The organism is Acidiferrimicrobium sp. IK, from assembly GCF_025499425.1.
In the GTDB taxonomy this organism is placed as follows: Bacteria; Actinomycetota; Acidimicrobiia; order Acidimicrobiales; family Palsa-688; genus Acidiferrimicrobium.
In genome coordinates, this window is sequence record NZ_JAIMCB010000011.1 from 35,548 (window position 1) to 56,690 (window position 21,143).

A 21,143-nucleotide genomic window follows, 5' to 3' on the forward strand; every position below is an offset into this window, starting at 1 on the left:
GGGCGCGGGAAAAGTACGCCGCCTCCCGCTACCCGCCGGCGGCCGATGTCCGCTCGACCAGGTCCGCCAGCTCGGCCATGATGCCCGTCAGGTGGAAGTCCTTCGGTGTGTAGACCGCGGCGACGCCGCTGGCGATCATGGCCTTCTCGTCCTCGGGCGGGATGATCCCGCCGACCACGAGCGGGGCGTCGACGCCGTGGGCGCGGAGGCGGTCGAGCACGTCGGCGGCCAGGCCCAGATGCGAGCCGGACAGGATCGACAGGCCGACCAGGTCGACGTCCTCGTCGCGCGCGACTGCGGCGATCTGCTCGGGGGTCTGGCGGATCCCCTGGTAGATGACCTCGAAGCCGGCGTCGCGGGCGGCCACCGCGATCTGCTCCGCTCCGTTGGAGTGCCCGTCGAGGCCCGGCTTGGCGACCAGCACCCGGGCAGGGCCGCCCCGCCGCGCAGCCAACGCCTGGACCCGAGCCCGAACGGCGTCCATCCCTGCCGCCGCCGACGCCGCCGCCCGGGCCGTGCCGATGCCCGTCGGGGCCCGGTACTCGCCCCACACCTCCCGCAGCGCGCCCGCCCACTCGCCGGTCGTGCCGCCGGCGCGGGCCAAGGCGATGGTCGGCTCCATCAGGTTGCCGGTGCCCGCCGCGGTCGCCCGCAGCTGGTCCAGGGCCCGGGCCACCGCGTCGCGGTCGCGCCCCGCCCGCCACTCCGCCACGTCCTCGACCAGGGCCGCCTCGACGGCGGGATCGACGCGCAGGATCGACTCCTCGCCCCCTAGCGGCGACGGCTCGGTGGTGGTGAAACGGTTGACCCCCACCACGGGAAGCTCCCCGGACTCGATGGCCCGGGTCCTCGCCGACTGGCTGGCGACCAGCCGGCGCTTCATTTCTCCGACTGCTTCGAACGCACCACCGAGCTGCAGGATCTCGTCGAGCTCGGCACCGGCCTGCTCCACCAGCGCCGCGGTCCGGCCCTCGATCACGTGGGACCCAGCGAAGATATCGTCGTACTCGAGCAGGTCGGTCTCGAACGCCAGGATCTGCTGGATGCGCAGCGACCACTGCTGGTCCCAGGGGTGGGGGAGCCCGAGCGCTTCGTTCCACGCCGGCAGCTGCAGGGCCCGGGCCCGGGCGTCGCGTGAGAGGGTAACGCCGAGCGCTTCGAGGACGATGCGGGGGACGTTGTTCTCCGGCTGCTGCTCGGTGAGGCCCAGCGAGTTGACCTGCACGCCGTAACGGAACCGGCGCAGCTTCGGGTCGCTCACCCCGTAGCGCTCCTTGCAGATGCGGTCCCACATCTGGGTGAACGCCCGCATCTTGCACACCTCCTCCACGAAGCGGATCCCGGCGTTGCAGAAAAACGAGATCCGACCGACCACCTCCGGGAAGTCCTCGGGCGCGACCTGACCCGACTCCCGGACCCCGTCGAGGACCCCGACCGCGGTCGCCAGCGCGAACGCCAGCTCCTGCTCAGGGGTGGCCCCGGCCTCCTGCAGGTGGTAGCTGCAGACGTTGATCGGGTTCCACTTCGGGGCGTGGCGGACCGTCCAGGCGATGGTGTCGACGGTGAGGCGCCGGCTCGGTTCCGGGCCGAAGATGTAGGTGCCCCGGGAGAGGTACTCCTTGACGATGTCGTTTTGGGTCGTCCCGGCCAGCGCGCTGGCGTCCACGCCGGTCTCCGCCGCGTGGGCGACGTAGAGCGCCAGCAGCCACGCCGCGGTGGCGTTGATCGTCATCGACGTGTTCATCTCGTCGACGGGGATGCCGTCCATCAGCTGGCGCATGTGGCCCAGGTGGACGACGGGAACCCCGACCTTGCCGACCTCCCCCGCGGCCTGGGGGTGGTCGGGGTCGTAGCCGGTCTGGGTCGGCAGGTCGAAGGCGATCGACAGGCCGGTCTGACCCTTGGCCAGGTTGGTGCGGTAAAGCTCGTTGGACGCCCTGGCGCTGGAATGGCCCGAGTAGGTCCGCATGACCCAAGGCCGGTCGGGCTGGCGGGGCTCGATGGTGGTCATGGGACAGTCTCGCACGGAGCGCCACGCACCGGCTCAGGCGAGCGTCCCCTACTGCCGATACCATCGGTGCGTCCCGGAGAAGGGGACTCCGCCCCGGCCGCGCGGGGATCGGGCCCGGGGCCCGGTCCCCGTCGTTGCCCGGGCGGTTACGGTGTTCGCCGATGTCCCGCCGCTGCCTGGTCGACGCTGTCCTGGCTCACTCGTTGCAGCCGCCGACGGTCATCAACCGGCACCGGGCCTGGCTGACCGGGCGGGCCGCGGGTCGGGTGCTCGACGTAAGTCCTCGCTGGGACGCCAACTGGCCAGACGATCACCAAGGGGGCCGGGCGGCCCTCACCGTTCTCGGGGAGGGCATCACTCGGACCCCGGATGGCCACCCCGCTCGGCTGGCCGGGACAATCGACGGGTTCGAGCCCCCGCCCGGTGGCTTCGACGCCATCGTGTCCACCATGGCGATGTGCTGCGCAGAGGACCCGCCCGCCACTGCGCGGGCGCTGGCCGCGTCATTGGCTCCCGGCGGGAGCCTCCTCCTGGTCGAGCACGTGGTCGGGGTTGGAGTGACAGGGCTGGTCCAGCGAGGCGCTGCTCCGTTCCTCGCCGTCGGTGACGGTTGCCGCGTCGACGTGGACCTGGGAATGGTCCTGCGCCGTGCCGGCCTCGATCTGGTTGAGGTCACCCGGTTCCCCGTGCGGTCCCTGCTCGGCCTTCCCATCCCTTTCATGGCCGCCGCGGCACGGGTTCGTTCCTGTGCTGCCGGCCCCGAGCCCGCAGGAGATCCATGACCGACCACACCGCCCCCGACCAGCACCCCGCCATGGTGGGACACGACCGTCCTCTGACTGAGACGGGCGATCCTCCCTCCACCCCGCCGAACGCCACCGGACCGCTGGCCCTGGTCGGAGGGGGAGAGTGGCAGCCAGGCTGTGACTTCGATGCCGACCTGTGGGCCGACGCTGGCCGTCCGGAGGTGGTCGTGCTTCCGACCGCCGCGGCCTACGAGCACCCGCAGCGGGCCGTGGACACGGCGGCCCGCTGGTTCGCCGGGTTCGGGGCCAAAGTCTCGCCGTGCATGCTGCTCGGCCGGGCGGACGCCAGCGACCCAAAGCTGGTCGAACAGATCAAAGACGCCCGCATGATCTACCTCGCCGGGGGGTCGCCCCTCCACCTTCGCTCCGTGCTGAAGGACTCGCCGGCTTGGAGCGCGCTGCGCACGGCGTGGGAGTCAGGCGCCACCGTGGTCGGTTCCTCGGCCGGCGCGATGGTCCTGTGCGACCCTATGATCGACCCTCGAGGCGGGGCGCTGACCCTGGGTCTTGGCCTAGTGCGCCACCTTGCCGTCCTGCCCCACGCCGCATCGTGGTCGCCGAGTCGGGCTCAGCGGACCTTCGACCTGGCCACCGGTCATCTGCGAATCGCCGCGATCGACGAGCGCACCGCGTTGGTGCTCGACCCGGGCGGTCACTGGCGCTCTGCCGGCGCCGGTGAGGTCACCGTCTACGTAGACGGCCGGCGCTCCGGGCTGGACTCGCTGACCTGACCAGGAGGTAGCAGCGGCGCCTCCCCGTAGCGTCGCTCGGCTCTGTAGACCTCGAAGCCGAGGCGAAGATAGGTCCGGACCGCTACGACGTTGCTGCTCTCCACGTAGAGATAGACGTGGTGCACGTGCTGCGAGCGCAGGTGGGCAACCCCTGCTGCCACGGTGGCCGTACCGAGGCCCCTGCCGGCGCGGGCAGGGTCGACGCCGGCGATCACCAGTTCGCCGACCGGGCCGGTGGGGCGGCGGTGAAGTCGGGTCCAGCAGAACCCAGCCAGTTCGGGTCCCTCCCACGCCAGGCGGATGGCGTCGGGCGGGTTGCCTACGGTGTCGAGCTCCCGTCGGAGGCGCTGGCCGTCCCACTGCTCCTCGGGATGCCAAGCGAACGCCCGTCCGATCAGCCCGAGGAGCGCGGCTTCGTCCAGTCCAGGGCGGAACGGCTCAGTCGCCGCCGGGGGCGCAGCCGGCGGCGACAAGAGACGCATCTGGTAGAGGGTTCGCGGGCGCTCGTCCCCCGAGGTGGTCTCCACCGCCTCGTCGATCTCCTGGGCCAGGCGCTCGAGGAGCCGCCGGCGGCCCGGGGAGCGAGCGGCCCACCACACCGTGCGGACGACGAGCGGCTCCACCCGGCGGCTGAGCGCCACGGCTGCGGGTTCAGTCCGCCTCGGTGATGCTCACCGATTCGATGGTCACCGTCTCCTTCGGCTTGCCCGAGCCGGTGCCAATTGCGTCGATCGACGCGACAACGTCGAGGCCGTCGATGACCTGCCCGAACAGGCTGTACTGAGGGGGGAGGCGAACTCCGCTCGGGCCGCTGATGATGAAGAACTGGCTGCCGTTGGTGTCGGGCCCGGCGTTGGCCATCGCCAGGGAGCCGAGTTGGTAGCGGCCGGCCGCGGGCAGTTCATCCTCGAAGCGGTATCCCGGTCCGCCGGTCCCGTTTCCCAGAGGATCGCCGCCCTGCAGCACGAAACCGGGGATCACCCGATGGAAGGCGATGCCGTCGAAGTAGTGGTATCTGGCCAGCACAACGAAGTTGTTGACGGTCTTGGGGGCCGCTACGGGGTCGAGGGCGATCCGGATGGTGCCCTTGGAGGTGACCATCTCGGCGCTGTAGCGCTTGGCCGGGTCGATGCACATGCCCGGCGCCTCATCGAAGTGCTGGGTCTTGGGGCTTGATCCATCGGTGGCAGGGCAGGGGACAGGCACGTCGGCTCCTCGAGATCGTGTTTGTCCCAGGCTGGCACGCGACCGCTGTGGGGGACCAGCCGGGGTCGCGGCTCTCTCAGGACTCGGTGATCTTCACTGAGGAAATGATCACCGGAGTGCGCGGCGCCCCGCCCAAACTCCCTGAGTTGACGTTCAGGCCGAGTATCTTCTGCAACACGTCGAGGCCAGCCGTCGTGTGCCCGAAGACCACATAGGTGCCCTGCGAGTTGAGGTTGGAGCAGGCCGTGCCGGCGCAGAAGAAGAACTGGGCGCCGGCACTATTGGGAGCGGAGGTACGCGCCATGACGAGGTCGCCGGGCGCGTAAGTGTATCCGGAGCCCTCGTCGGGGATCGTGTACCCCGGGCCCGAGTCGCTGGCGGACTGGGTGTGGGGCGACCCGCCCTGGATGATGTCGATGGAGGTGTCGGTCCGGAAGATGGCCGTCCCGTCGAAGTAGTGGTAGCGAGCGAGCACGACGAAGTTGTTGACCGTCTTCGGTGTCTTGGTGGTGTCGAGCGCGACCGTGACGGTGCCCTGGTTGGTGACAAACGTCGCGCTGTAAGACTTGCCTGCATCCAGGCAGCTGGGCGGGGCGGAGGCGAAGGTGGTGATGTGCGGCGACGAGCCGTCAGCCTTCGGGCAGGTGGTGGCGGTCGTCAGTTTCCCGCCGCTGACCGGCGCGACCGTCGGCGGCGTAGCCGACGGAACGGTCGTGGTCGCAGCGCCGGTCGTGGTGGCCGGTGCTTTCGCGTTGGTGGTCTTGGCCTTACCGGAGGAGCCCCTGGTGCCGACATAGACCGCGAGGCCTAGGAACACCAAGACCACGGCCGCGATGACGACCAGCTGCCGCCTGCGTTGCGAGCGGCGTTGCGCTGTTTGGAGTTCGGCCATGCGGGCCTGACGGCCGGCCCGCTGACGGGCACGCTTTTCTGAGGGCACGGGGCGACAAGTTAGCTGCGCCCGGGCGGCCGGTCACCTCGTGCGAGCGCGTAGCTGATGGCCCAGTCGGCGAGGCGGTAGCCTTGCTGGGTGGCACTCGTCGTACAGAAGTTCGGTGGGACGTCGGTCGGCGACGGTGAGCGGATGCGTACTGTCGCCGACTACATCGCCCGCACAGTGCGCCGAGGCAATCAGGTCGTCGTGGCGGTTTCCGCCATGGGCAAGGAGACCGACCAGCTCTTGCACTTGGCCTCAGAGGTGTCCGCGACGCGTCCCGGCCGGGAGATGGACATGCTCATCACCGCCGGCGAGCGCAAGGCGATGGCCCTCCTCTGCATGGCCCTCCACGACCAGGGCATCCCGGCCGACAGTTTCACCGGCAGCCAGGCCGGTATCGTCACCGACACCGATCACACGAGGGCCAAGATCGTCGCGGTCCGGCCCGATCGGATCCGCAAGGCGCTCGACGCAGGCCGTGTGCCGGTAGTCGGTGGGGCTCAGGGTGTCTCGGTCGATCGGGATGTGACCTTCCTTGGTCGGGGCGGTACTGACACCACCGCAGTGGCGCTAGCGAAAGCGCTCGACGCCGACGCCTGCGAGATCTACACCGACGTCTCCGGGGTCTTCAACGCTGATCCCCGCATCGTGCCCGAGGCCCGCCGGCTCAAGCGGCTCAGCTTCGAGGAGATGCTGGAGATGAACGCCGCTGGGTGCCCCAAGCCAGCGATGCGTTCAGTGGAGTTTGCCCGCAACCACGGCGTCCGCCTGCATGTCCGCTCGGCGTTCACGTGGGAGCCGGGCACGTGGATCACAGAAGAGGATGCTTCGATGGAACAGGCCATAGTGTCCGCCGTCGTCTCGGACAGCTCCGAGGCCAAGCTCACCGTCACCGGCGTGCCGGACACCCCGGGGATCGCGGCGCGGCTGTTTCGTGCCCTCGCCGACCGGAGTATCAACGTTGACATGGTGGAGCAGAACGTGTCGATGGCGGGCACCACCGACATCTCGTTCACCGTCCCCCACGACGACTTGAGCACCGCGCACGCCGTCGTGGATGGTCTGCGGGTGGAGCTCGGCGCGGTCGGCGTCACCGCCGACCCCGACATAGCCACCGTGTCGATCATCGGCGCAGGAATGAAGACCCAGCCGGGTGTCACCGCGGCGATGTTCGAGACGCTGGCGGCGGAGGGGATCAATATAGAGATGATCTCGACATCGGCGATCCGGCTCACCTGCGTGATTCGAAGCGACGTGGCCGAACGGGCGGTTGTCGCATTGCACAAGGCGTTCGAACTGGAGGCTGGGTGATGGCGCCGGTCGTGGGTGTATACGGTGCTACCGGGCAGGTCGGGGCGGTGATGCGCCAGCTTCTCGCCGAGCGGCAGTTCGCCTACGACGCGCTCCGGCTGTTCGCGTCGGAGCGCTCTGCGGGCCGCAAGATCGACGGGATCACGGTCGAAGACGTGGCCACAGCCGATCACCGGGGCGTCGACATCGCGCTCTTTTCTATGGGTGCGGGCGCATCTCGGCAGTGGGCCCCGGTCGTCGCCGATGCCGGTGCGGTCGTCATCGACAACTCGTCGGCCTGGCGAATGGACCCCGAGGTACCGCTAGTCGTGCCCGAGGTCAACGCCGGCGCGATCGACCAGCGGCCGCGAGGCATCATTGCCAACCCCAACTGCACGACCATGGTGTGCATGCCGGTGCTGTCCCCGCTGCACGTCGAGGCTGGGCTCATCTCGCTCACCGGTGCCACCTATCAGGCGGTGTCGGGGGCGGGCCTGGCCGGCACCGCCGAGCTGGCCGCGCAGATCTCAGCTGCCGCTGACAAGGCCCCGGAGCTGGCCTTCGACGGCGCTGCCCTCACCCTGCCGGCCCCGGAGGTCTTCCCGGCTCCTATCGCCTACAACGTCATTCCCCACGCGGGGAGCATGGTCGACGACGAGACCTCCGAGGAGCACAAGTTCCGCGACGAGAGCCGGAAGATCCTGGGAATCCCCGGTCTCTCAGTGTCGGTCACTTGTGTGCGGGTACCGGTCTTCACCGGCCACTCGATCTCTCTGCACGCCACCTTTAGGGAGCCGCTGAGCGCCGAGCGGGCGACGGAGCTTCTCGGCGACGCCGTAGGAGTGCGGCTGGCCGACATCCCAACACCGCTCGACGCGGCCGGTGGCGATGTGTCGCTGGTCGGGCGCGTTCGGGGCGACCGCACCCGCCCCGACGGGACCGGGCTGGTGCTGTTCGTGGTAGGCGACAACCTGCGCAAGGGTGCTGCGCTCAATGCCGTGCAGATCGCAGAGTCACTGAGCGCTTCTAGGCCCTAACCAGCGGTTGGCTAGCTAGTGCGGCCGGATCCGCTCAGCGATGATCGTGCGAAGGACCCTCCACCCGTCGCGAGCAGCGTGGAGGTTTGAGGTGCCCGAACGACGGTCAGCCTCGTAAGACGGCACTTCCACCACTCGCAGCTTGGCTTTGATGGCCTTGATATTGAGGAGGGTCTCGACCTCAAACCCGTTGGTGTCGACCGCCAGGCGATGGAGGTGCCGGCGCCAGAACGCGTTGTAGCCGTAGCAGAGGTCTGTGTAGTCGCTCCCCCACAGTCGGTTGACGAGGACGTTCAACGCCATGTTGCCGAAGCGACGGATGCCCGAAATGTCGGACGAGCCGCCGCCGGTGACGAAACGCGTTCCCTTGGCGAAGTCGGCGCCGGTGCGAAGCGCGGCGATGAACCGCGGAATCTCGGCGGGATCGGTCGACCCGTCCGCATCGAGCATCACGATGATGTCGGAGGTGGAAGCGGCAAACCCGCAGTTCAGTGCGTTGCCTTTGCCTTTGGCGTCCTGGGTTACGATGAGCGCGTCAGGCCGGTGCGCCCGCACGACATCGGGCGTCCCGTCGGTCGAGTGGCCGTCGACGACGATAACCTGCTCCACCCACCCAGGGATCCGGCTGAGCACGAACCCGATGTTCTCCGCCTCGTTCAAGGTCGGAATCACGACGCTCACCGTCGGAGGCAGTTCTTCCTCCTGTCGAACCCGGTTCGGCGGCACGAGAGGCGTGACGGCGTGCAGGCCAACCCCCTGAGGAGTTCTTGCGTAGTCGGGGCGCTCCTGGTTGGACATGTCGACCTCTCGAGCGGGTGGTCAGTTGGGATTGGGGACCCACCTGAAACCACCAGACGGCCGATGTGAAGCGTTCAGCACGTTGAGTGGCGAAGCGGGTTATGCGACATCACCGAGCGTAACGAGTGGAAGCCGCCTCGACAACCCGGCGCTCGCAGAAGCGAGCATTCAGGAATTAGCCCGCCACGCAGGGCCGTCCAGCGGAGCCCGGATCAGCGGAGCGCACCCCCATCACCACACTGCGTGGTCGTGTTGGTCAAAAACGAATACTCGTTGCAGTCGCACACCGCCGAATTGTATGCTCTGAGTGACGTCCAACTCGCACAGTAGTGCAGTGCGGGCGACGATCTCAAGGAAAGAGACAATCATGCGGGCATCACTCAAGGGCGTCCTCGCCGGGGGCGGAGCGGTCTTCCTGTCGGCAGTCCTCTGGGCTGCCCCGGCCAGTGCGGCGGGTCCTACCAGCGCCACCGTCGCGCTCAGCACGACGAGCACAACTGCGGCGGCAGTGTGCACCACCCCGCCAACCGACCCGACCCCGTCTTCGGGAAGCTCCCCGGTCGTTCCCCTATCGGGTAGCAATAGCGGGGGCTCGGCCTCAACGACCCCCCCGGTGCTGGCGAGCTCGACCTCTTCGCAGCTCGCATTCACCGGTACCGACGCCCTCGCCATGGGCCTCCTCGGCGGGGGTCTCGTAATTGGTGGCGGGGTCCTGGTTATGACGGTACGCCGGCGCTCCGCCGAGAGCTGAGCATCCTCCCAGACGACACCCTGGGGGCAGCGCGTTTTGCCGGTTTGACGGTTTCGACGAGCACCGGCCCGCCGGTAGCCCGAGGGTGGGCAGGTGTACCGTTTACCCGTCATGGCTAGGAGAGCGCGCCCGTTCGCAGGAGCAGGTGAGGATCCCATCGTCCTGGAGGACAACGCCAGCCTGACGGTGTCGGTGGTGATCTGCGCGTACACCGAGGCCCGATGGGCCCAGACTCTTGATGCCATCGGCTCCGTTCGACGCCAGCCGGCACCTGCAGAGGTCATCTTGGTCGTCGACCACAACGACGGGCTGCTCGCCACAGCGCTCAGGGAAGTACCGGCGGATGTGAAGGTCTATCCCAACGAAGATTCCAAGGGACTCTCCGGCGCCCGAAACACCGGGGTCAGGCGGGCCGGGGGAGCGATTGTCGCCTTTCTAGATGACGATGCCGTCGCCTCGGATGGATGGCTCCCCGCTTTGGTCGTCCCTTACGCAGATCCCAACGTTCTCGGTGTCGGCGGGTTGGTCTCGCCGCGCTGGCCGGATAGCGGACGCCCGAATTGGTTCCCCGCTGAGTTCGACTGGGTGGTTGGCTGCAGCTATACCGGTCAGCCCACGGCTCCCGCTGCCGTGCGCAACTTCATCGGCGCCAACATGTCCTTCCGAGCCACTGTGTTCGCTGCTGTCGGGCTGTTCGCGACGCACGTCGGCAGAAGCGCCACAGCACCCCTCGGCTGTGAGGAGACGGAATTCTCGATCCGTGTCGCGCAGCGGCTAACCGGGTCGGTCCTCTGGTATGAGCCAAAGGCATCCGTTGACCACGTCGTGAGTGCGGACCGTCTGCGGATCGCCTACTTCGCCCGACGGTGCTTCGCCGAGGGACTTTCCAAGGCGGTCATCGCCGATCTGATCGGCAGTTCCGATGCCACCGCGTCCGAGCGCACCTACGTGACTCGCACGTTGCGCCACGCCGCCGGGCGTGAGCTGGCTGCAGCGGCGCGAGGCAACGTCGGTGGCCTGGGTCGGGCGGTGGCGATAGCTGGCGGGCTGGGGCTCACTGCACTCGGGTACGCGCTGGGGAGGGTCGGGCTCGGCGCTCAGGCGCTGAGGCTTATCGACCCGGCGCGCAGATCCGTGGCGACTAGCCCAGTTGCCTCGTGACCGTTCCCATTCTGATGTACCACGACATCGTGGACGGTCCGGAGGTCCGCGACGAGTTCGAGGTTCCCTTGGCGCGATTCTGCGAGCACCTGGACGCCCTCGCTGCCGCCGGCTGGAAGACGGCGCCGCTGTCGTCGCTGCGGACCACGGGTGCAGATGCGCGGACCGTGTTCTTGACTTTCGACGACGGGTTCACCAGCTTCGGGAAGATGGCCGTACCAGCGCTCTCGGCCCGGGGGTTCCACGCCACGGTGTTCGTCCCGTCCGGCTGGGTCGGCAAGCCCGCCGCATGGGTGGAGACGGGCGGCGCTACGCCCACGGTGATGAGCTGGCCGCAGCTGCGGGGCCTCGACCCCGACCAAGTGGAGGTCGGCGGGCACGGCCACAGTCACGTCGCCCTCGATCGGCTGACCGACGACGAGCTTCGCGCCGAGCTGACAGGTGGCCGGCGGGTTCTGGCGGAGGGAATCGGACGGCCCCCGACGCTGCTCGCCTATCCGTTCGGCTACCACACTGCCAAGGTTCGGAGGGCCGCAGCGGAGGCCGGCTACTCGGATGCCTGCGAAGTGGGGTACGGGCTCCAGCCGTCGCCTGGTGCCCGCCGGTATGCCCTTCGTCGCCTCATCGTGCGCCCCGGGATGGACGGCCCTGCTCTCGTGCGGGTCCTCGAGGAAGGTCAGCGAGGTCAGCTTCGCCAAGCTGTCGGCTCCCTTCTGCGGCCGGCCTGGCGGGTCGTTCGCCAGTGGCGGGAGCCTCCAGTGCGCCTGGTGCCGTTGCCGAGCGGCCCCGACCTCAGCCGCTGATGGTCGATGGGTCGGCAGTGGCTCGCGCCAGCGGAGCTGTGTGACATGGACACGTACTTTCTTCCGTCGGTGTACCGCTATCTGGCGACCCACAGCATCGTCGCCATCAGCGCCAGCTCGGGCGGGGTCGTCGCGGTGATTCTCATCGCTTCTTTCTGCGGCCGGGAGCTGTTTCGGGTGTCGGTAGCCGCCCAAGCGGTCCGGCGGGTTGGGCTGCGTCGATTCTCCATCTTGACTGCGGGGGCGGCGCTGGTGGCGGCGGTAACGGTGTTGGAGCGCTTTGCGGTGCTGTCGTGACCGCATCAATCGATGCCGGCGAGAGTGCCCATGAGGCATCCCTGCGGATAGCGCCGTTCTCCGCGGGTGCAGCTTTGCTGCTGGCGGTGGTAGTGGCGTTCGCCGAGAGCGGCTACCTCGAATGGAACGGCCTGCTGGCACCCGCGGTAGCTGTCCAGGGCGGCGTGGCTCTCCTCCTGTGTTGTCTGGGTGGCTGGCGAGCCCTTCTTCCAGTGCGGTCACTCCTCAGCCCGATCGTTGGGCTTGCCACCGCGCAGGTAGTAGTACTGGCCATGCCGCTGCCCTTGTTGACGCCAGCGGAACGACTCGCCATCCAGGGTTTCGGTCTTTGGCTGGTTTACCTCGCGGTCAAACGGGCGGTCTCCCCGTTGCCGTTCAGGTTGCTCGCCGCCGGCATCCGCGACGCCTGGTGGCGCCAGCTGAGCCACCCGCTTCTGACCTCCATCACCTTATTGGCCGCCATACCGGCGGGAGCACTGGCGGCCGCCGCGTTGCCGTCCCTGCACTTCGCTCTCGGCACGGGTCGAAGCCTTTATCTCGAGGCGCTGGCCGCCGCAGTGATGATTGGCGTTCCCGAAGAGCTCCTGTTCCGCGGTTCGTTGAGCTCCCCCCTCCATGACGCCGTGGGTCGGCTCGGCCCACCCGTGGAAGGTTTGCTGGTCGCCTCGGTGTACGCCGGTTCGCACCGGTACCTATTCCTCGTGTTGGTGTTCGCTCTCGGGACCGCAGCGTCTGCTGTGCGGGTCAGGACGGAGGCGACTGGAGCCCTCTGTGTCGCGCACGCGATTGCTGCGGGACTGGCCGTGGTTTTGCTGGCGGGCCGCTGACAGTGGCAACGACCCTGAAAGTCGACCGGCTCGTCAGGGCATCGATCCTCGGCTCTGACCCCCCGAGCCGGGGCCGTCGGCGGTTGTGGACCGCCGCCGTCGTCGTGCTCGTCGCACTCGGGGTCATTGCCTTCTCGAACATGGATGCCGCGGCCGCCGGTCCTTACGGGATGATCTCCGTGGTCCCCGTGTTGGCGTGGATCACCACGATTGCCCTCACCCTCAGTTTCGTGGTGGTCTTGCGCCGCGCTGCGCAGGATCCGCTTCTACCGGTGTTGCACGTCCTCGGCCTGATCGTGTTGATGTACGGGGCCTCCCCGCTGGGAGAGAAGGTCGCCCGGTGGTCGGTGGCCTGGTACACGGCCGGCTTCATCAACCAGGTCGCCTCTACCGGGCACGTGCTCCTGCATGCTGATGCCAGGTGGAGCTGGCCGGGTCTGTTCGGAGGTGTCGCTTCGCTGATGGCGGCGGCAGGGGTGAAGGACGCTTCTCACCTGCTGTTGTGGGCCCCGGTCGTCATCAGCATCGGATATGTCGCGCCGCTCCTCTCGATTGCTCGTTCGCTCACCAATGACCCCCGGGTGGCGTGGCTGGCCGTTTGGGTGTTCTTCATAGCGGACTGGACCGGGCAGGCATACCTCTCGGACCAGGCCGTGATCTTCCTGCTGTTCCTCGCGAGCGTTGCGCTCGCCCTCCACTTTTTCGGGCACTCTCCGGTTCCCGGCCCCAAACGCAGGGGAGGGCGCTGGCCGCTAAGGGTTCTCCACAGGCTGCAGCTGGCTGCTGCCTCCGAGGCAGTGGGTGATCCCGGGGGGGCGAGGACTTCGACGTCGAAGCAACGCGTCGCGGCGCTGGCGATCCTGGTCCTTATCGCCGCGGCCGCCACTGTGAGCCACCAGCTGACGCCCGTCGCTCTAGTCCTCGACTTGCTCACGTTGGTAGTGCTGGGTCGAATGTCGGCGAGAAGCCTGCCGTTCCTGATTGCCGGCATGGTCGGTCTCTACATCAGCTTTTTTGCCGTCGACTTCTGGTCCGGCCACTTGGCCCAGCTGTTCGGCATCAACGGCGGCGGCGGGTCATCGTTCTCCCAGAACGTCGGCTCCCGGATCGCCGGGGCGCAGGCCCACAAGATCGTGGTCTACCTCCGGCTGCTGTTCACCGCCTCGGTGTGGGGGCTTGCTGCGGTGGGGGTGCTCCGCCGATTGCGGGTCCGACGCTTGGACGTCACAGCAATCGCCTGTTTCGTTCCCCCGCTCGTGCTGCCGATCGTCCAGCCCTACGGCGGCGAAGGTCTCATCCGGGCCTTCCTCTATGGGCTTCCATTCGCCGGGCTGCTAGCGGCGCACGCGCTCATGCCGGGGCGCGACTCCGGCCGGCTGAAGTGGATAGGGCTAGCCGCCATCTTGGTCCTCGCCGTTCCGACCTTCGTAGTGGCGGCGTACGGCAACGAGCAATTCGAGGAGATGCGTCCCGGTGAGGTCCACGCCGTCCAGTGGTTCTACGCCCACGCGCCGCCGAGGTCTGTGATGGTGAGCACCGTGCCCAACCTCCCGGGTCCTTTCCTGAACCTGGCCAGCGAACCCTTCGTCAGCCCGCCGGTCGCGTCGGGCTCTGCTCTCGTCCACCTGGTCCGGTCGTATCCGGGACGGCCCGTCTATGTGTTGTTCTCCGCCGGGCAAGAGGCCTACGGCCAGATCCAAGAGGGTTTGCCCGCGGGCTGGGAGCAGGCAGCGGAACGGACCGTCACCGCCAGCGGGCACTTCGTGGTGGTCTTCCAGCGTCCCGACGCCGTCCTATACGCCTATCGCAGCAGATGATCCAAAGAATGGACGATCCCCGGATAGTGTCGAGCCTCGTCCGGCGAGAGCCGTGGGTCGCCGACCGTCCGATGTCTGTAGCTACGATCTTTTCCGAAGGCTGACGAACGTGGAGCAATCCGACTCCTTGGCCCCGAAAGCGACCGCTGGCGTCGCTGCTGACGCTGCTGCGCGACGGTTGCGTGGGGGCAGGGCCGCTGACGGCCTCCTGCTCGCCTCCGTCGCGGTAATGGCCGCCGTTACCCATATCAACCTGCCGTCGGCGCTGCGCGAGACCCTTGTCATCGCCTACGTCCTGACCGTCCCCGGCTGGTCGGTGGCCCGGTTGCTGCGGCTGGCGCGCCTCGATCTCGAGGTGACGGCGGCCCTAGCGGTTTCGTTCGCGCTGCCGCTCGTCGCTGGCTGGCTGATGCTGGCGCTCGGCTCGTGGCATCCCTACGCGCCCTACCTGCTCTCCCTAGCTGTCACCGCGGCGGCCGCGGTGTGGGCGCGGCTGGGATGAGTGCCTCGGTCGTCGGGGAGCGGCAGCTGCTCAGTGAGGGCAGACGGTCGCGGCGTCCCCGGCGCTGGCTCTTCGCCTCGGCACTAGCTGTCGCTGTGACGTGCGTGGCTGCTGGTCTGTTCCTTCTGCGCAGTCAAGGTCTTCCGGTTCCCGGGTCGAACAGGGATTGGGTGCTCACGGGCTACGACAACTTTTCTGGAACCGCCCTCGATACACAGAACTGGTGGGGTGCCTACTCGGGCCAGCCCGCCGGCGATCCGAGCGGGTGGTGGGAGCCAAGTCATGTGGCGGTGACCGGCGGGAATCTTGTCCTCAGCACCTATCGGGCGAACACGCCGCAAGGCATGCGGTGGGTGTCGGGTGGTGTCGGGCAGATCAACGATCGAGCCCAGACCTATGGGCGTTACTTGGTTCGGATGCGCTCAACCGGTGGCAAGGGGATATCCGCGATTGCTCTCCTCTTCCCGACGGGAACCTGGCCTCCGGAGGTGGACTTCTACGAGGACAGCCCGCTCGACAACCGCAGGACCTCCATGAGTGCCACGCTCCACTACGGACCTCGCGACGACGACATCATCCAGCACACCCTGCGTAACGTCGATTTCACCAAGTGGCATGTCTTTGGCGTCGACTGGACGCCGGGCCACCTCGTCTACACCATCGATGGGCGTCCTTGGGCTGAGGTGTCGAGCAGCCGTGTCCCTGCGGTGCCCATGACCCTCGACATCCAGTCCCAGGCGCTGGCTTGCACGCAGACCTTCCACGGCTGTCCGGACTCCACGACGCCGCCAGTGGTCAAAACAGAGGTCGACTGGGTCGCCACCTACCGGATGGCTCCTGGACCCGCTAAACCCTGATCCCGACGTTGATGCACCGTACTGGCGAGGAAGGGCCGGACGGCGCGCAGTGCCAGCAAGCGGCTACCAGCGGTCGTGGACAACCATGAGGTCGTAGATCGACCTGAACCCAGCCTCCTTCAATAGGGAGTCGAGCTGTCTCTGCGAGGCCGACGTGTCGTAGGTGGCCGCGATCGGATCCATATGCACGATCGCACAAGCATCAATGACGCCCTCTCGCAATCCCATCTGGGACCAAAGCACCTCGATACCCCATCCCATCCCGATATCCGGGAGGGGGAGGACCTTGGCCCGCCCCGACGGGCTAACGATGTAAAGAGGCCCCGACTCTACGAAGGATGTCCTCCTTGCCTCCCGTCGAGGACGACGCAACAAGAGTGGATAGGTGACCCAACTAGCCCAGCTGTGAGCCGGTTGAAACAGGTCCAAACCGTGGGACGCACCCACGCTGATGCAGGTAGCAAGGTCTCCTTTGCTAAAACAAACGTCGTCGTCGGCGATAACGACGAATGCTTCAGGTGGTATTGACCGGTGTGACAAAAGGAGGTTGACGAGGTGCAGTTTGGGGCCCGGGCCGCTGCCGACCGTCAGGTGCTCGAGTGAGGGGCACGGTTCGTCGAGCGCCCAGAGTCGAACGTCTACCGAGGGGCCAGCCTGGGCTAATAGTGCCCGGAGTTTCGCTGAGTTGCGGTACCTATATATCGAGACCAGGACCGTTTCCGGGCAGACCCCCGGAGAAGTCGCGAGTGCTCTTTGAGCGACGTTCTCCCGGTACCGTCGGCGGATCGGTGTCATCCGTTCCAACCACCGCTGGATCACGAGCCGGGTGTTGTGGGCGAGAAAGATCCAACCCGCGGTGAGCCGCCTCATGATCCTCCGATCCTACCGGCCCACTCGCTTGGAGTCGTTGGTGGCGGATCGCATGGACCGCGGCCCGCCGAACAAGGACGCCAGCGTCGGAGCGCCCATTTGCCGAATCCGGCGGTCAACCACCCTACGGCGGCCAGGGCCGCCTGATACCAGGTGGTGTCCGTGCCTACCGGAAGTCTGCGCGACTCCGCAGGTACGCTACCGGGCCACTTACCATACCTAGGAGATGCTCGGCTCGCAGACGGGCGGGAAGCTTGATTGCGTCGTGGGTGGGCTTGCGGACGGTACCGTTGGACGAGCGCACCAGGAGAGCGATCGCTCGGGGGAAACGTCGACCGATCTCGAGGAGGTGGCGAGGGTCGCTCAACACAAGCGAGGTGTACATGGCGGTGAGCCCGATGCCGTATCCCCGAATCTGCTTGTGTAGCTCCCCGACGGTCTCCCGGTGTCGGTGGTAGACGATGGCGGCGGGCTCGACGCTGAGTTGGCTCTTGCCATCGAGCAGGCGTAGGAATACCGCCAGCTCCTCTCCACCCCGAGCCCGGGTGCCGGGTCCGAGCGCGACGTCGAAGCCGCCGAGCGCTCGCAGGCGCTCCGTCCTGAAGGCCATGTTGGCGCCGGTCCCGAACCGGCCCGGCGCATAGGGGAACAGAGCGTCCTCGGCGTCTTCCGGGGCGCCAAACGTCGCGGGCGACAGACGACGATTGAATCCCCCGAAGAACTCTTCGAACTGCATCTGCGCGGTGGTCACGATCTCACGCGGAAGGACCATCCCCGTTACGCAGTCGGCAGCCGGGTTGCCGAGGAGGCCGTGTACCAGGCACCGCAACCAGCTGGCGTCGGCGATGACGTCGTCATCGGTGAACGCGACGATTGGCCCGGTCGCTTCCCGCAATCCCCGGTTGCGTGCGGCCGACCCGCCCGTGATCGGCTCGTGGACCACCTTTACTCGCGGTCCCGAGCCAACACCGGACAGCAGCTCCGCTGCGTCCTCCGTGCGGGCGGTCTTGCGGTTGTCGACCACGACGATGTCAAAATCCGGATAGTCCAGATGGCGGAGGGATTCGACACATTCCTGAATCTCCGGTTGGCGTTGGAACGCGGAAGCGACCACGACCGTGGCGTGCGGCAACTTCTCGTCGCCAGAGGGGCGGTCCCGATCGTCTAGACGCCAATTGATCTCGCTCGGTAACTCCGAGCGCAGCTGTTCCGCAAGTGGCGTGTCGGGTTTACGGACTATCCGCTGCATGATCACCGGTCGACGCTCGACTCGTAGGAGCACGTCCACCTGCTCGTAGATCCGATCATCGAAATCGATGTGACCCTCCCAGCGGTCGCGGTCTTCGTGGTCGAGGACGATGATCCTGGTAGCCGCCACCCGCGCCGAGCCGCTCGCGGGCCCTCTTGTCGAACTCCGAACCACTGACTCTCCTCAGCCGTCCGCGGACCGACCGCGGATGGTTGTTAGCCTACAGAACGCCGAACTTTTTCAAGTGCTTTCATGCCCTTGGACGGCAGGCGGGGCTAGTTCATGCCGTACGCCGCGACCCAGTCGACATCCATGTTGACGACGGGCTGAGCGGGTGTGGCGTTGTTGTCGGTCCCGATCAACTGTGTCTGCAAGTCCAGCGCCATCGGCACGGTAGGTACCTCGCTGCTCGTGACTGAGCCCCAAACCTGCCCGTCTACAGTGTAGACGAGATGGCCCGGAGTCCAAGTGACCCCGAAGGTGTGCCACTGGGTGAAGTCGATACCGCTCAGCGATCGCTGGATCTGGCTGTTGTCCGCCCCGTAATGGAGGGTGGCCGCCATGCCATCGCGAGCGTTCGACGTCGGAGAGTCTTCGTAGAAGTCGATCTCGGGAGGCCAACTCGAACCGTCTGGCCATAGCAGGGCGATCGCCGAGATGCCCGCGCCGCTGTCGGTGCGCATCCGAACCAAGTATTGACCGTAGAGGTTCGTCTGGTGAGAGCCGAGTCCACCGCTCACCCACGAGTTTTGGCCGAGCTGAGGGTTCCAGTCCTGATACGTGGAGAGGTGCAGTGCTCCTCCCGACACGGTGGTGTGGGACCGGGACCACCAAGCGAGGGGGTCGCCCCCCGGCTGCCCAGAGTACCGGTACCACAGTGAGGAGTTGATTGACGAGCCATCGAAGTTGTCGTCGTAGAGCAAGTGGAAGCCGTCCGGTGCGGTCGTGGGCATCGCCACGCCCGACGGATCGGACGACCCGGCGCTCGGCTGGGCGGGGGCCGGCGGAGTCGTCGCCGGTGGAGCTGTGGTGGTGGTCGGCGGGACCGACTCTCCGCCGGGCCGGAAGGCCAGAACGGTGGCGCTGCGAGTCCCGAGGACGTAACCACCGGTTCGGAGAGAGGACACCCCGACTACTTGACCGCTGGGCACCGCTGAGCCGTAGAACGAGGCGTCGCCGAAGGTGAACACGCCGCCGTCGGAGGCGACGAGCCAGTAGCCCTGCCCATCGGAAGTCGCGGCCATACCGACCACCGGCTGGTTGAGGCGCACGTTGCCGGTAGAGCCGTGGAAGCTGGCGTCGCCGAAGTCGAAGATCCCGCCGTCGGAGGCGACGAGCCAGTAGCCGTGCCCGTCGGGTGAGGCGGCCATGCCGACGATCGGCTGGTTGAGGTGGACGTTGCCGGTAGAGCCGTAGAAGGCGGCGTCGCCGAAGTCGAAGATCCCGCCGTCGGAGGCGACGAGCCAGTAGCCGTGCCCGTCTGGTGAGGCACTGATCCCGACGATCGGGCGGTTGAGGTGGGCGCCGGCCAGGGAGCCCAGGTTGGTCGCGTCGCCGCTCGTCACGACGTCACCGGACGCGGTGACCATCCAGGCGCCAGCGCCATCCGGCGTCGCGGCTTGGGCGACAATAGGTTCGGAAGTGGCAGCGGATGCCGAAGGGACTAGCCCGAGCGTGGCGGCGATGCAGCAACACGCGGTACCGGCGGTGGCCATGAGGCGGAGCGCTCGGGTGTCTCGGCGGCGTACCGCCCGCGAGGCGGGGGAGATGGCGACCCTGTGCATGGTCGTTACGTCGGCTTGGCGGAAGACCTCCTCAAGCCGGACCTAGTTAGAAGAAAAACCGGCAAATCAGACCATCACGACGGCTGGCGGATCCGTCCGATCCCCCGAAGCGTTCGTCTGGCGGCGGCCCGCAAGCCCTCGTGGGCGAGTACGAAGCGGCGCGCCTGTCGGAGCGGGGCGCTCCGGACTCGAAATGCTGCCGCCCGCACGGATGGGATCGTGATGTCCGCCTCGGCGAGCGGCTCGGAGGAGTTGGCGAGGATCTGCTTGAAGCGCTCGTCTCCCTTCCCCAAGTCGAGTCGCGACACGCCCTTGGATGAAGACGCTTCGGCCATCATCCAAAAGAGCTGCAGCCCGGGCGAGTAAGCACCCCACTGGGATGAGAAGGCCGGAAACCAGCAGGCCAGCAGGTGCTCAGACCGAATCCCGAAGTGCACCGCAGCCAACTCACCGTCGAGCCTCAGCGTGGAGAGAACGCCCGCGCAGCCGGTCGCGTCGCTCTCTAGAAGCTCCTCCAGCGCGCCGGTGATCCAAGGCTGCGCGAACCGGTTGCGCCGGCCGGTCTGGAGGTATTGCCTGCTTTTCCACTCGACGAGCGTCCGAAAGGCGCTGCGGTCAGGATCGTTCCAACGGAACTCCACCTCGTGCCGTCGCTGCATCGTGCGAAGCTTGCGGCTCATCGAGCGGAAGGTCCCAGGGGACGAAGTTCGGCGTCCTTCCTCGTAGGCCCGGAAGTCGTTCCCCACGTCGATGATCCAGCTTTGCGTTCGCTGCGCCCGGGGCGCGAGCCGCTTCGCGTCCTGCTCCGAGAGGTGGTCGAATCGACACACCGCCAAACCACAGCTGGCAAGTAGCTCGTGCGCTGAAACCTCAAGGCGCGGGCTGGCAACGATTCCTTGCCAGTCGCTGATGCCGTACCCCAGCGCTCGTCCTGCACGGCCGCGCTGCTGGAAGGCGAAGAAGCCGCATTCGCCGCAGGACATCTGCAACACGGCCACGCGCACGTCATTGCGCACGCGGTCGAGGACAAGGGCGAACTCGGGGGAGAAGAAGGGACTGGCGAGGTGGGCAGCGCTCTGCTGGAGGCGCCGCCAGGTCTCGAGTCGATCGGCGTCGAGCTGGCTGGGCCGGACGACCCGTACCGTCAGCACCGGACTAAGGCCATGAGCACCGCTCTATACTCCATGCCTGCGATCACCCACTGATCCTTCGCGCGGCGCGATCTGGGAGCGAACGCGGACGGCATCAGTTGGAGACTACTGCGGTCCTCGCCCGGCAGAGGACGGGCTCCAACTTGGACGCCGCTTTCGAGGTGGTCCATGAGAATAGTGCGCGATCCCCAATCAGGGAGAAGCGAATGCCCAGCCCGATCGTACCTGCTTTGGCCTCTTCCGTAGGCGGAGGAGGCT

The 21,143-nt window shown here is 67.4% G+C and carries 20 protein-coding genes; 11 read left to right on the forward strand and 9 right to left on the reverse strand.

Features of this window, described 5'->3' with window-relative positions; translation table 11 throughout:
- Window positions 1-28: 28 nt before the first annotated feature.
- Window positions 29-2,011, reverse strand: coding sequence for a protein meaA (locus K6U06_RS17475; RefSeq protein WP_262323246.1), 1,983 nt, complete (start codon window positions 2,009-2,011; stop codon window positions 29-31).
- 161 nt (window positions 2,012-2,172) lie between these two features.
- On the opposite strand from K6U06_RS17475, the gene K6U06_RS17480 reads away from it, so the two are divergent.
- Together K6U06_RS17480 and K6U06_RS17485 are read left to right on the forward strand one after the other, a co-directional pair.
- Entirely contained in the window at window positions 2,173-2,793 is a 621-nt protein-coding gene (locus K6U06_RS17480) for a class I SAM-dependent methyltransferase (RefSeq protein WP_262323247.1), read from the forward strand.
- Window positions 2,790-3,548 (forward strand): Type 1 glutamine amidotransferase-like domain-containing protein, encoded by a 759-nt coding sequence (locus tag K6U06_RS17485; RefSeq protein WP_262323248.1) that lies wholly within the window; start codon window positions 2,790-2,792, stop codon window positions 3,546-3,548. Before K6U06_RS17480 ends, K6U06_RS17485 begins: the two co-directional genes overlap by 4 nt.
- Here K6U06_RS17485 and K6U06_RS17490 read toward each other — a convergent pair.
- The 3 genes from K6U06_RS17490 to K6U06_RS17500 form a co-directional block, all read right to left on the reverse strand.
- Entirely contained in the window at window positions 3,506-4,189 is a 684-nt protein-coding gene (locus K6U06_RS17490) for a GNAT family N-acetyltransferase (RefSeq protein ID WP_262323249.1), read from the reverse strand. The two genes, K6U06_RS17485 and K6U06_RS17490, sit on opposite strands and share 43 nt — an antisense overlap.
- 10 nt (window positions 4,190-4,199) lie before the next feature.
- On the reverse strand, window positions 4,200-4,754 hold the full coding sequence (locus K6U06_RS17495) for a peptidylprolyl isomerase (RefSeq protein ID WP_316044732.1): 555 nt from the start codon (window positions 4,752-4,754) through the stop codon (window positions 4,200-4,202).
- Between the two features lie 76 nt (window positions 4,755-4,830).
- The gene (locus tag K6U06_RS17500; RefSeq protein WP_262323250.1) at window positions 4,831-5,694 is read right to left on the reverse strand and encodes a peptidylprolyl isomerase; all 864 of its coding nucleotides are present in this window, start codon (window positions 5,692-5,694) and stop codon (window positions 4,831-4,833) included.
- A gap of 90 nt (window positions 5,695-5,784) precedes the next feature.
- Here K6U06_RS17500 and K6U06_RS17505 point away from each other — a divergent pair, with 90 nt between their 5' ends.
- Together K6U06_RS17505 and K6U06_RS17510 are read left to right on the forward strand one after the other, a co-directional pair.
- The gene (locus tag K6U06_RS17505) at window positions 5,785-7,002 is read left to right on the forward strand and encodes an aspartate kinase (RefSeq protein WP_262323251.1); all 1,218 of its coding nucleotides are present in this window, start codon (window positions 5,785-5,787) and stop codon (window positions 7,000-7,002) included.
- A complete protein-coding gene (locus K6U06_RS17510; protein ID WP_410051077.1) occupies window positions 7,002-8,018 on the forward strand; it encodes an aspartate-semialdehyde dehydrogenase in 1,017 nt (338 codons plus the stop codon). The genes K6U06_RS17505 and K6U06_RS17510 overlap by 1 nt, the downstream gene beginning before the upstream one ends.
- A 15-nt stretch (window positions 8,019-8,033) precedes the next feature.
- On the opposite strand, the gene K6U06_RS17515 is transcribed toward K6U06_RS17510, so the two are convergent.
- Entirely contained in the window at window positions 8,034-8,699 is a 666-nt protein-coding gene (locus K6U06_RS17515; RefSeq protein ID WP_262323253.1) for a glycosyltransferase family 2 protein, read from the reverse strand.
- A 1,054-nt stretch (window positions 8,700-9,753) separates the two neighbouring features.
- Between K6U06_RS17515 and K6U06_RS17520 the strand changes: the two genes are divergently transcribed.
- The 7 genes from K6U06_RS17520 (at window position 9,754) to K6U06_RS17550 (ending at window position 15,831) form a co-directional block, all read left to right on the forward strand.
- Window positions 9,754-10,728, forward strand: a complete 975-nt coding sequence (locus K6U06_RS17520; protein WP_262323254.1) for a glycosyltransferase family 2 protein — start codon at window positions 9,754-9,756, stop codon at window positions 10,726-10,728.
- Window positions 10,725-11,531, forward strand: a complete 807-nt coding sequence (locus K6U06_RS17525) for a polysaccharide deacetylase family protein (RefSeq protein ID WP_262323255.1) — start codon at window positions 10,725-10,727, stop codon at window positions 11,529-11,531. Before K6U06_RS17520 ends, K6U06_RS17525 begins: the two co-directional genes overlap by 4 nt.
- A 45-nt stretch (window positions 11,532-11,576) precedes the next feature.
- Window positions 11,577-11,828, forward strand: coding sequence for a hypothetical protein (locus K6U06_RS17530; RefSeq protein ID WP_262323256.1), 252 nt, complete (start codon window positions 11,577-11,579; stop codon window positions 11,826-11,828).
- A gap of 74 nt (window positions 11,829-11,902) precedes the next feature.
- Entirely contained in the window at window positions 11,903-12,655 is a 753-nt protein-coding gene (locus K6U06_RS17535) for a type II CAAX prenyl endopeptidase Rce1 family protein (protein ID WP_262323257.1), read from the forward strand.
- Between the two features lie 2 nt (window positions 12,656-12,657).
- Window positions 12,658-14,472 carry a hypothetical protein gene (locus K6U06_RS17540; protein ID WP_262323258.1) on the forward strand — a complete coding sequence of 605 codons (1,815 nt, stop codon included), beginning with the start codon at window positions 12,658-12,660 and terminating at the stop codon, window positions 14,470-14,472.
- A gap of 109 nt (window positions 14,473-14,581) precedes the next feature.
- The gene (locus tag K6U06_RS17545) at window positions 14,582-14,974 is read left to right on the forward strand and encodes a hypothetical protein (protein WP_262323259.1); all 393 of its coding nucleotides are present in this window, start codon (window positions 14,582-14,584) and stop codon (window positions 14,972-14,974) included.
- A gap of 170 nt (window positions 14,975-15,144) precedes the next feature.
- On the forward strand, window positions 15,145-15,831 hold the full coding sequence (locus K6U06_RS17550) for a glycoside hydrolase family 16 protein (RefSeq protein WP_262323260.1): 687 nt from the start codon (window positions 15,145-15,147) through the stop codon (window positions 15,829-15,831).
- 63 nt (window positions 15,832-15,894) lie between these two features.
- Here the strand turns inward: K6U06_RS17550 and K6U06_RS17555 are convergent, their stop codons facing one another.
- The 4 genes from K6U06_RS17555 to K6U06_RS17570 form a co-directional block, all read right to left on the reverse strand.
- Entirely contained in the window at window positions 15,895-16,701 is an 807-nt protein-coding gene (locus K6U06_RS17555; protein ID WP_262323261.1) for a hypothetical protein, read from the reverse strand.
- A gap of 166 nt (window positions 16,702-16,867) precedes the next feature.
- On the reverse strand, window positions 16,868-18,079 hold the full coding sequence (locus K6U06_RS17560; RefSeq protein WP_262323262.1) for a glycosyltransferase: 1,212 nt from the start codon (window positions 18,077-18,079) through the stop codon (window positions 16,868-16,870).
- 146 nt (window positions 18,080-18,225) lie between these two features.
- Window positions 18,226-19,539 carry a glycoside hydrolase family 16 protein gene (locus K6U06_RS17565; RefSeq protein WP_262323263.1) on the reverse strand — a complete coding sequence of 438 codons (1,314 nt, stop codon included), beginning with the start codon at window positions 19,537-19,539 and terminating at the stop codon, window positions 18,226-18,228.
- Between the two features lie 269 nt (window positions 19,540-19,808).
- Window positions 19,809-20,885: a GNAT family N-acetyltransferase gene (locus tag K6U06_RS17570; RefSeq protein WP_262323264.1), complete on the reverse strand. Its 1,077-nt coding sequence runs from the start codon at window positions 20,883-20,885 to the stop codon at window positions 19,809-19,811.
- Window positions 20,886-21,143: the final 258 nt, after the last annotated feature.

Bases quoted from the DNA above. Each gene is read 5' to 3' on its own strand.
- K6U06_RS17475 (WP_262323246.1), bottom strand. From the start codon at position 2,011: ATGACCACCATCGAGCCCCGCCAGCCCGACCGGCCTTGGGTCATGCGG.
- K6U06_RS17480 (WP_262323247.1), top strand. From the start codon at position 2,173: ATGTCCCGCCGCTGCCTGGTCGACGCTGTCCTGGCTCACTCGTTGCAG.
- K6U06_RS17485 (WP_262323248.1), top strand. From the start codon at position 2,790: ATGACCGACCACACCGCCCCCGACCAGCACCCCGCCATGGTGGGACAC.
- K6U06_RS17510 (WP_410051077.1), top strand. From the start codon at position 7,002: ATGGCGCCGGTCGTGGGTGTATACGGTGCTACCGGGCAGGTCGGGGCG.
- K6U06_RS17530 (WP_262323256.1), top strand. From the start codon at position 11,577: ATGGACACGTACTTTCTTCCGTCGGTGTACCGCTATCTGGCGACCCAC.
- K6U06_RS17555 (WP_262323261.1), bottom strand. From the start codon at position 16,701: ATGAGGCGGCTCACCGCGGGTTGGATCTTTCTCGCCCACAACACCCGG.
- K6U06_RS17565 (WP_262323263.1), bottom strand. From the start codon at position 19,539: ATGGTCACCGCGTCCGGTGACGTCGTGACGAGCGGCGACGCGACCAAC.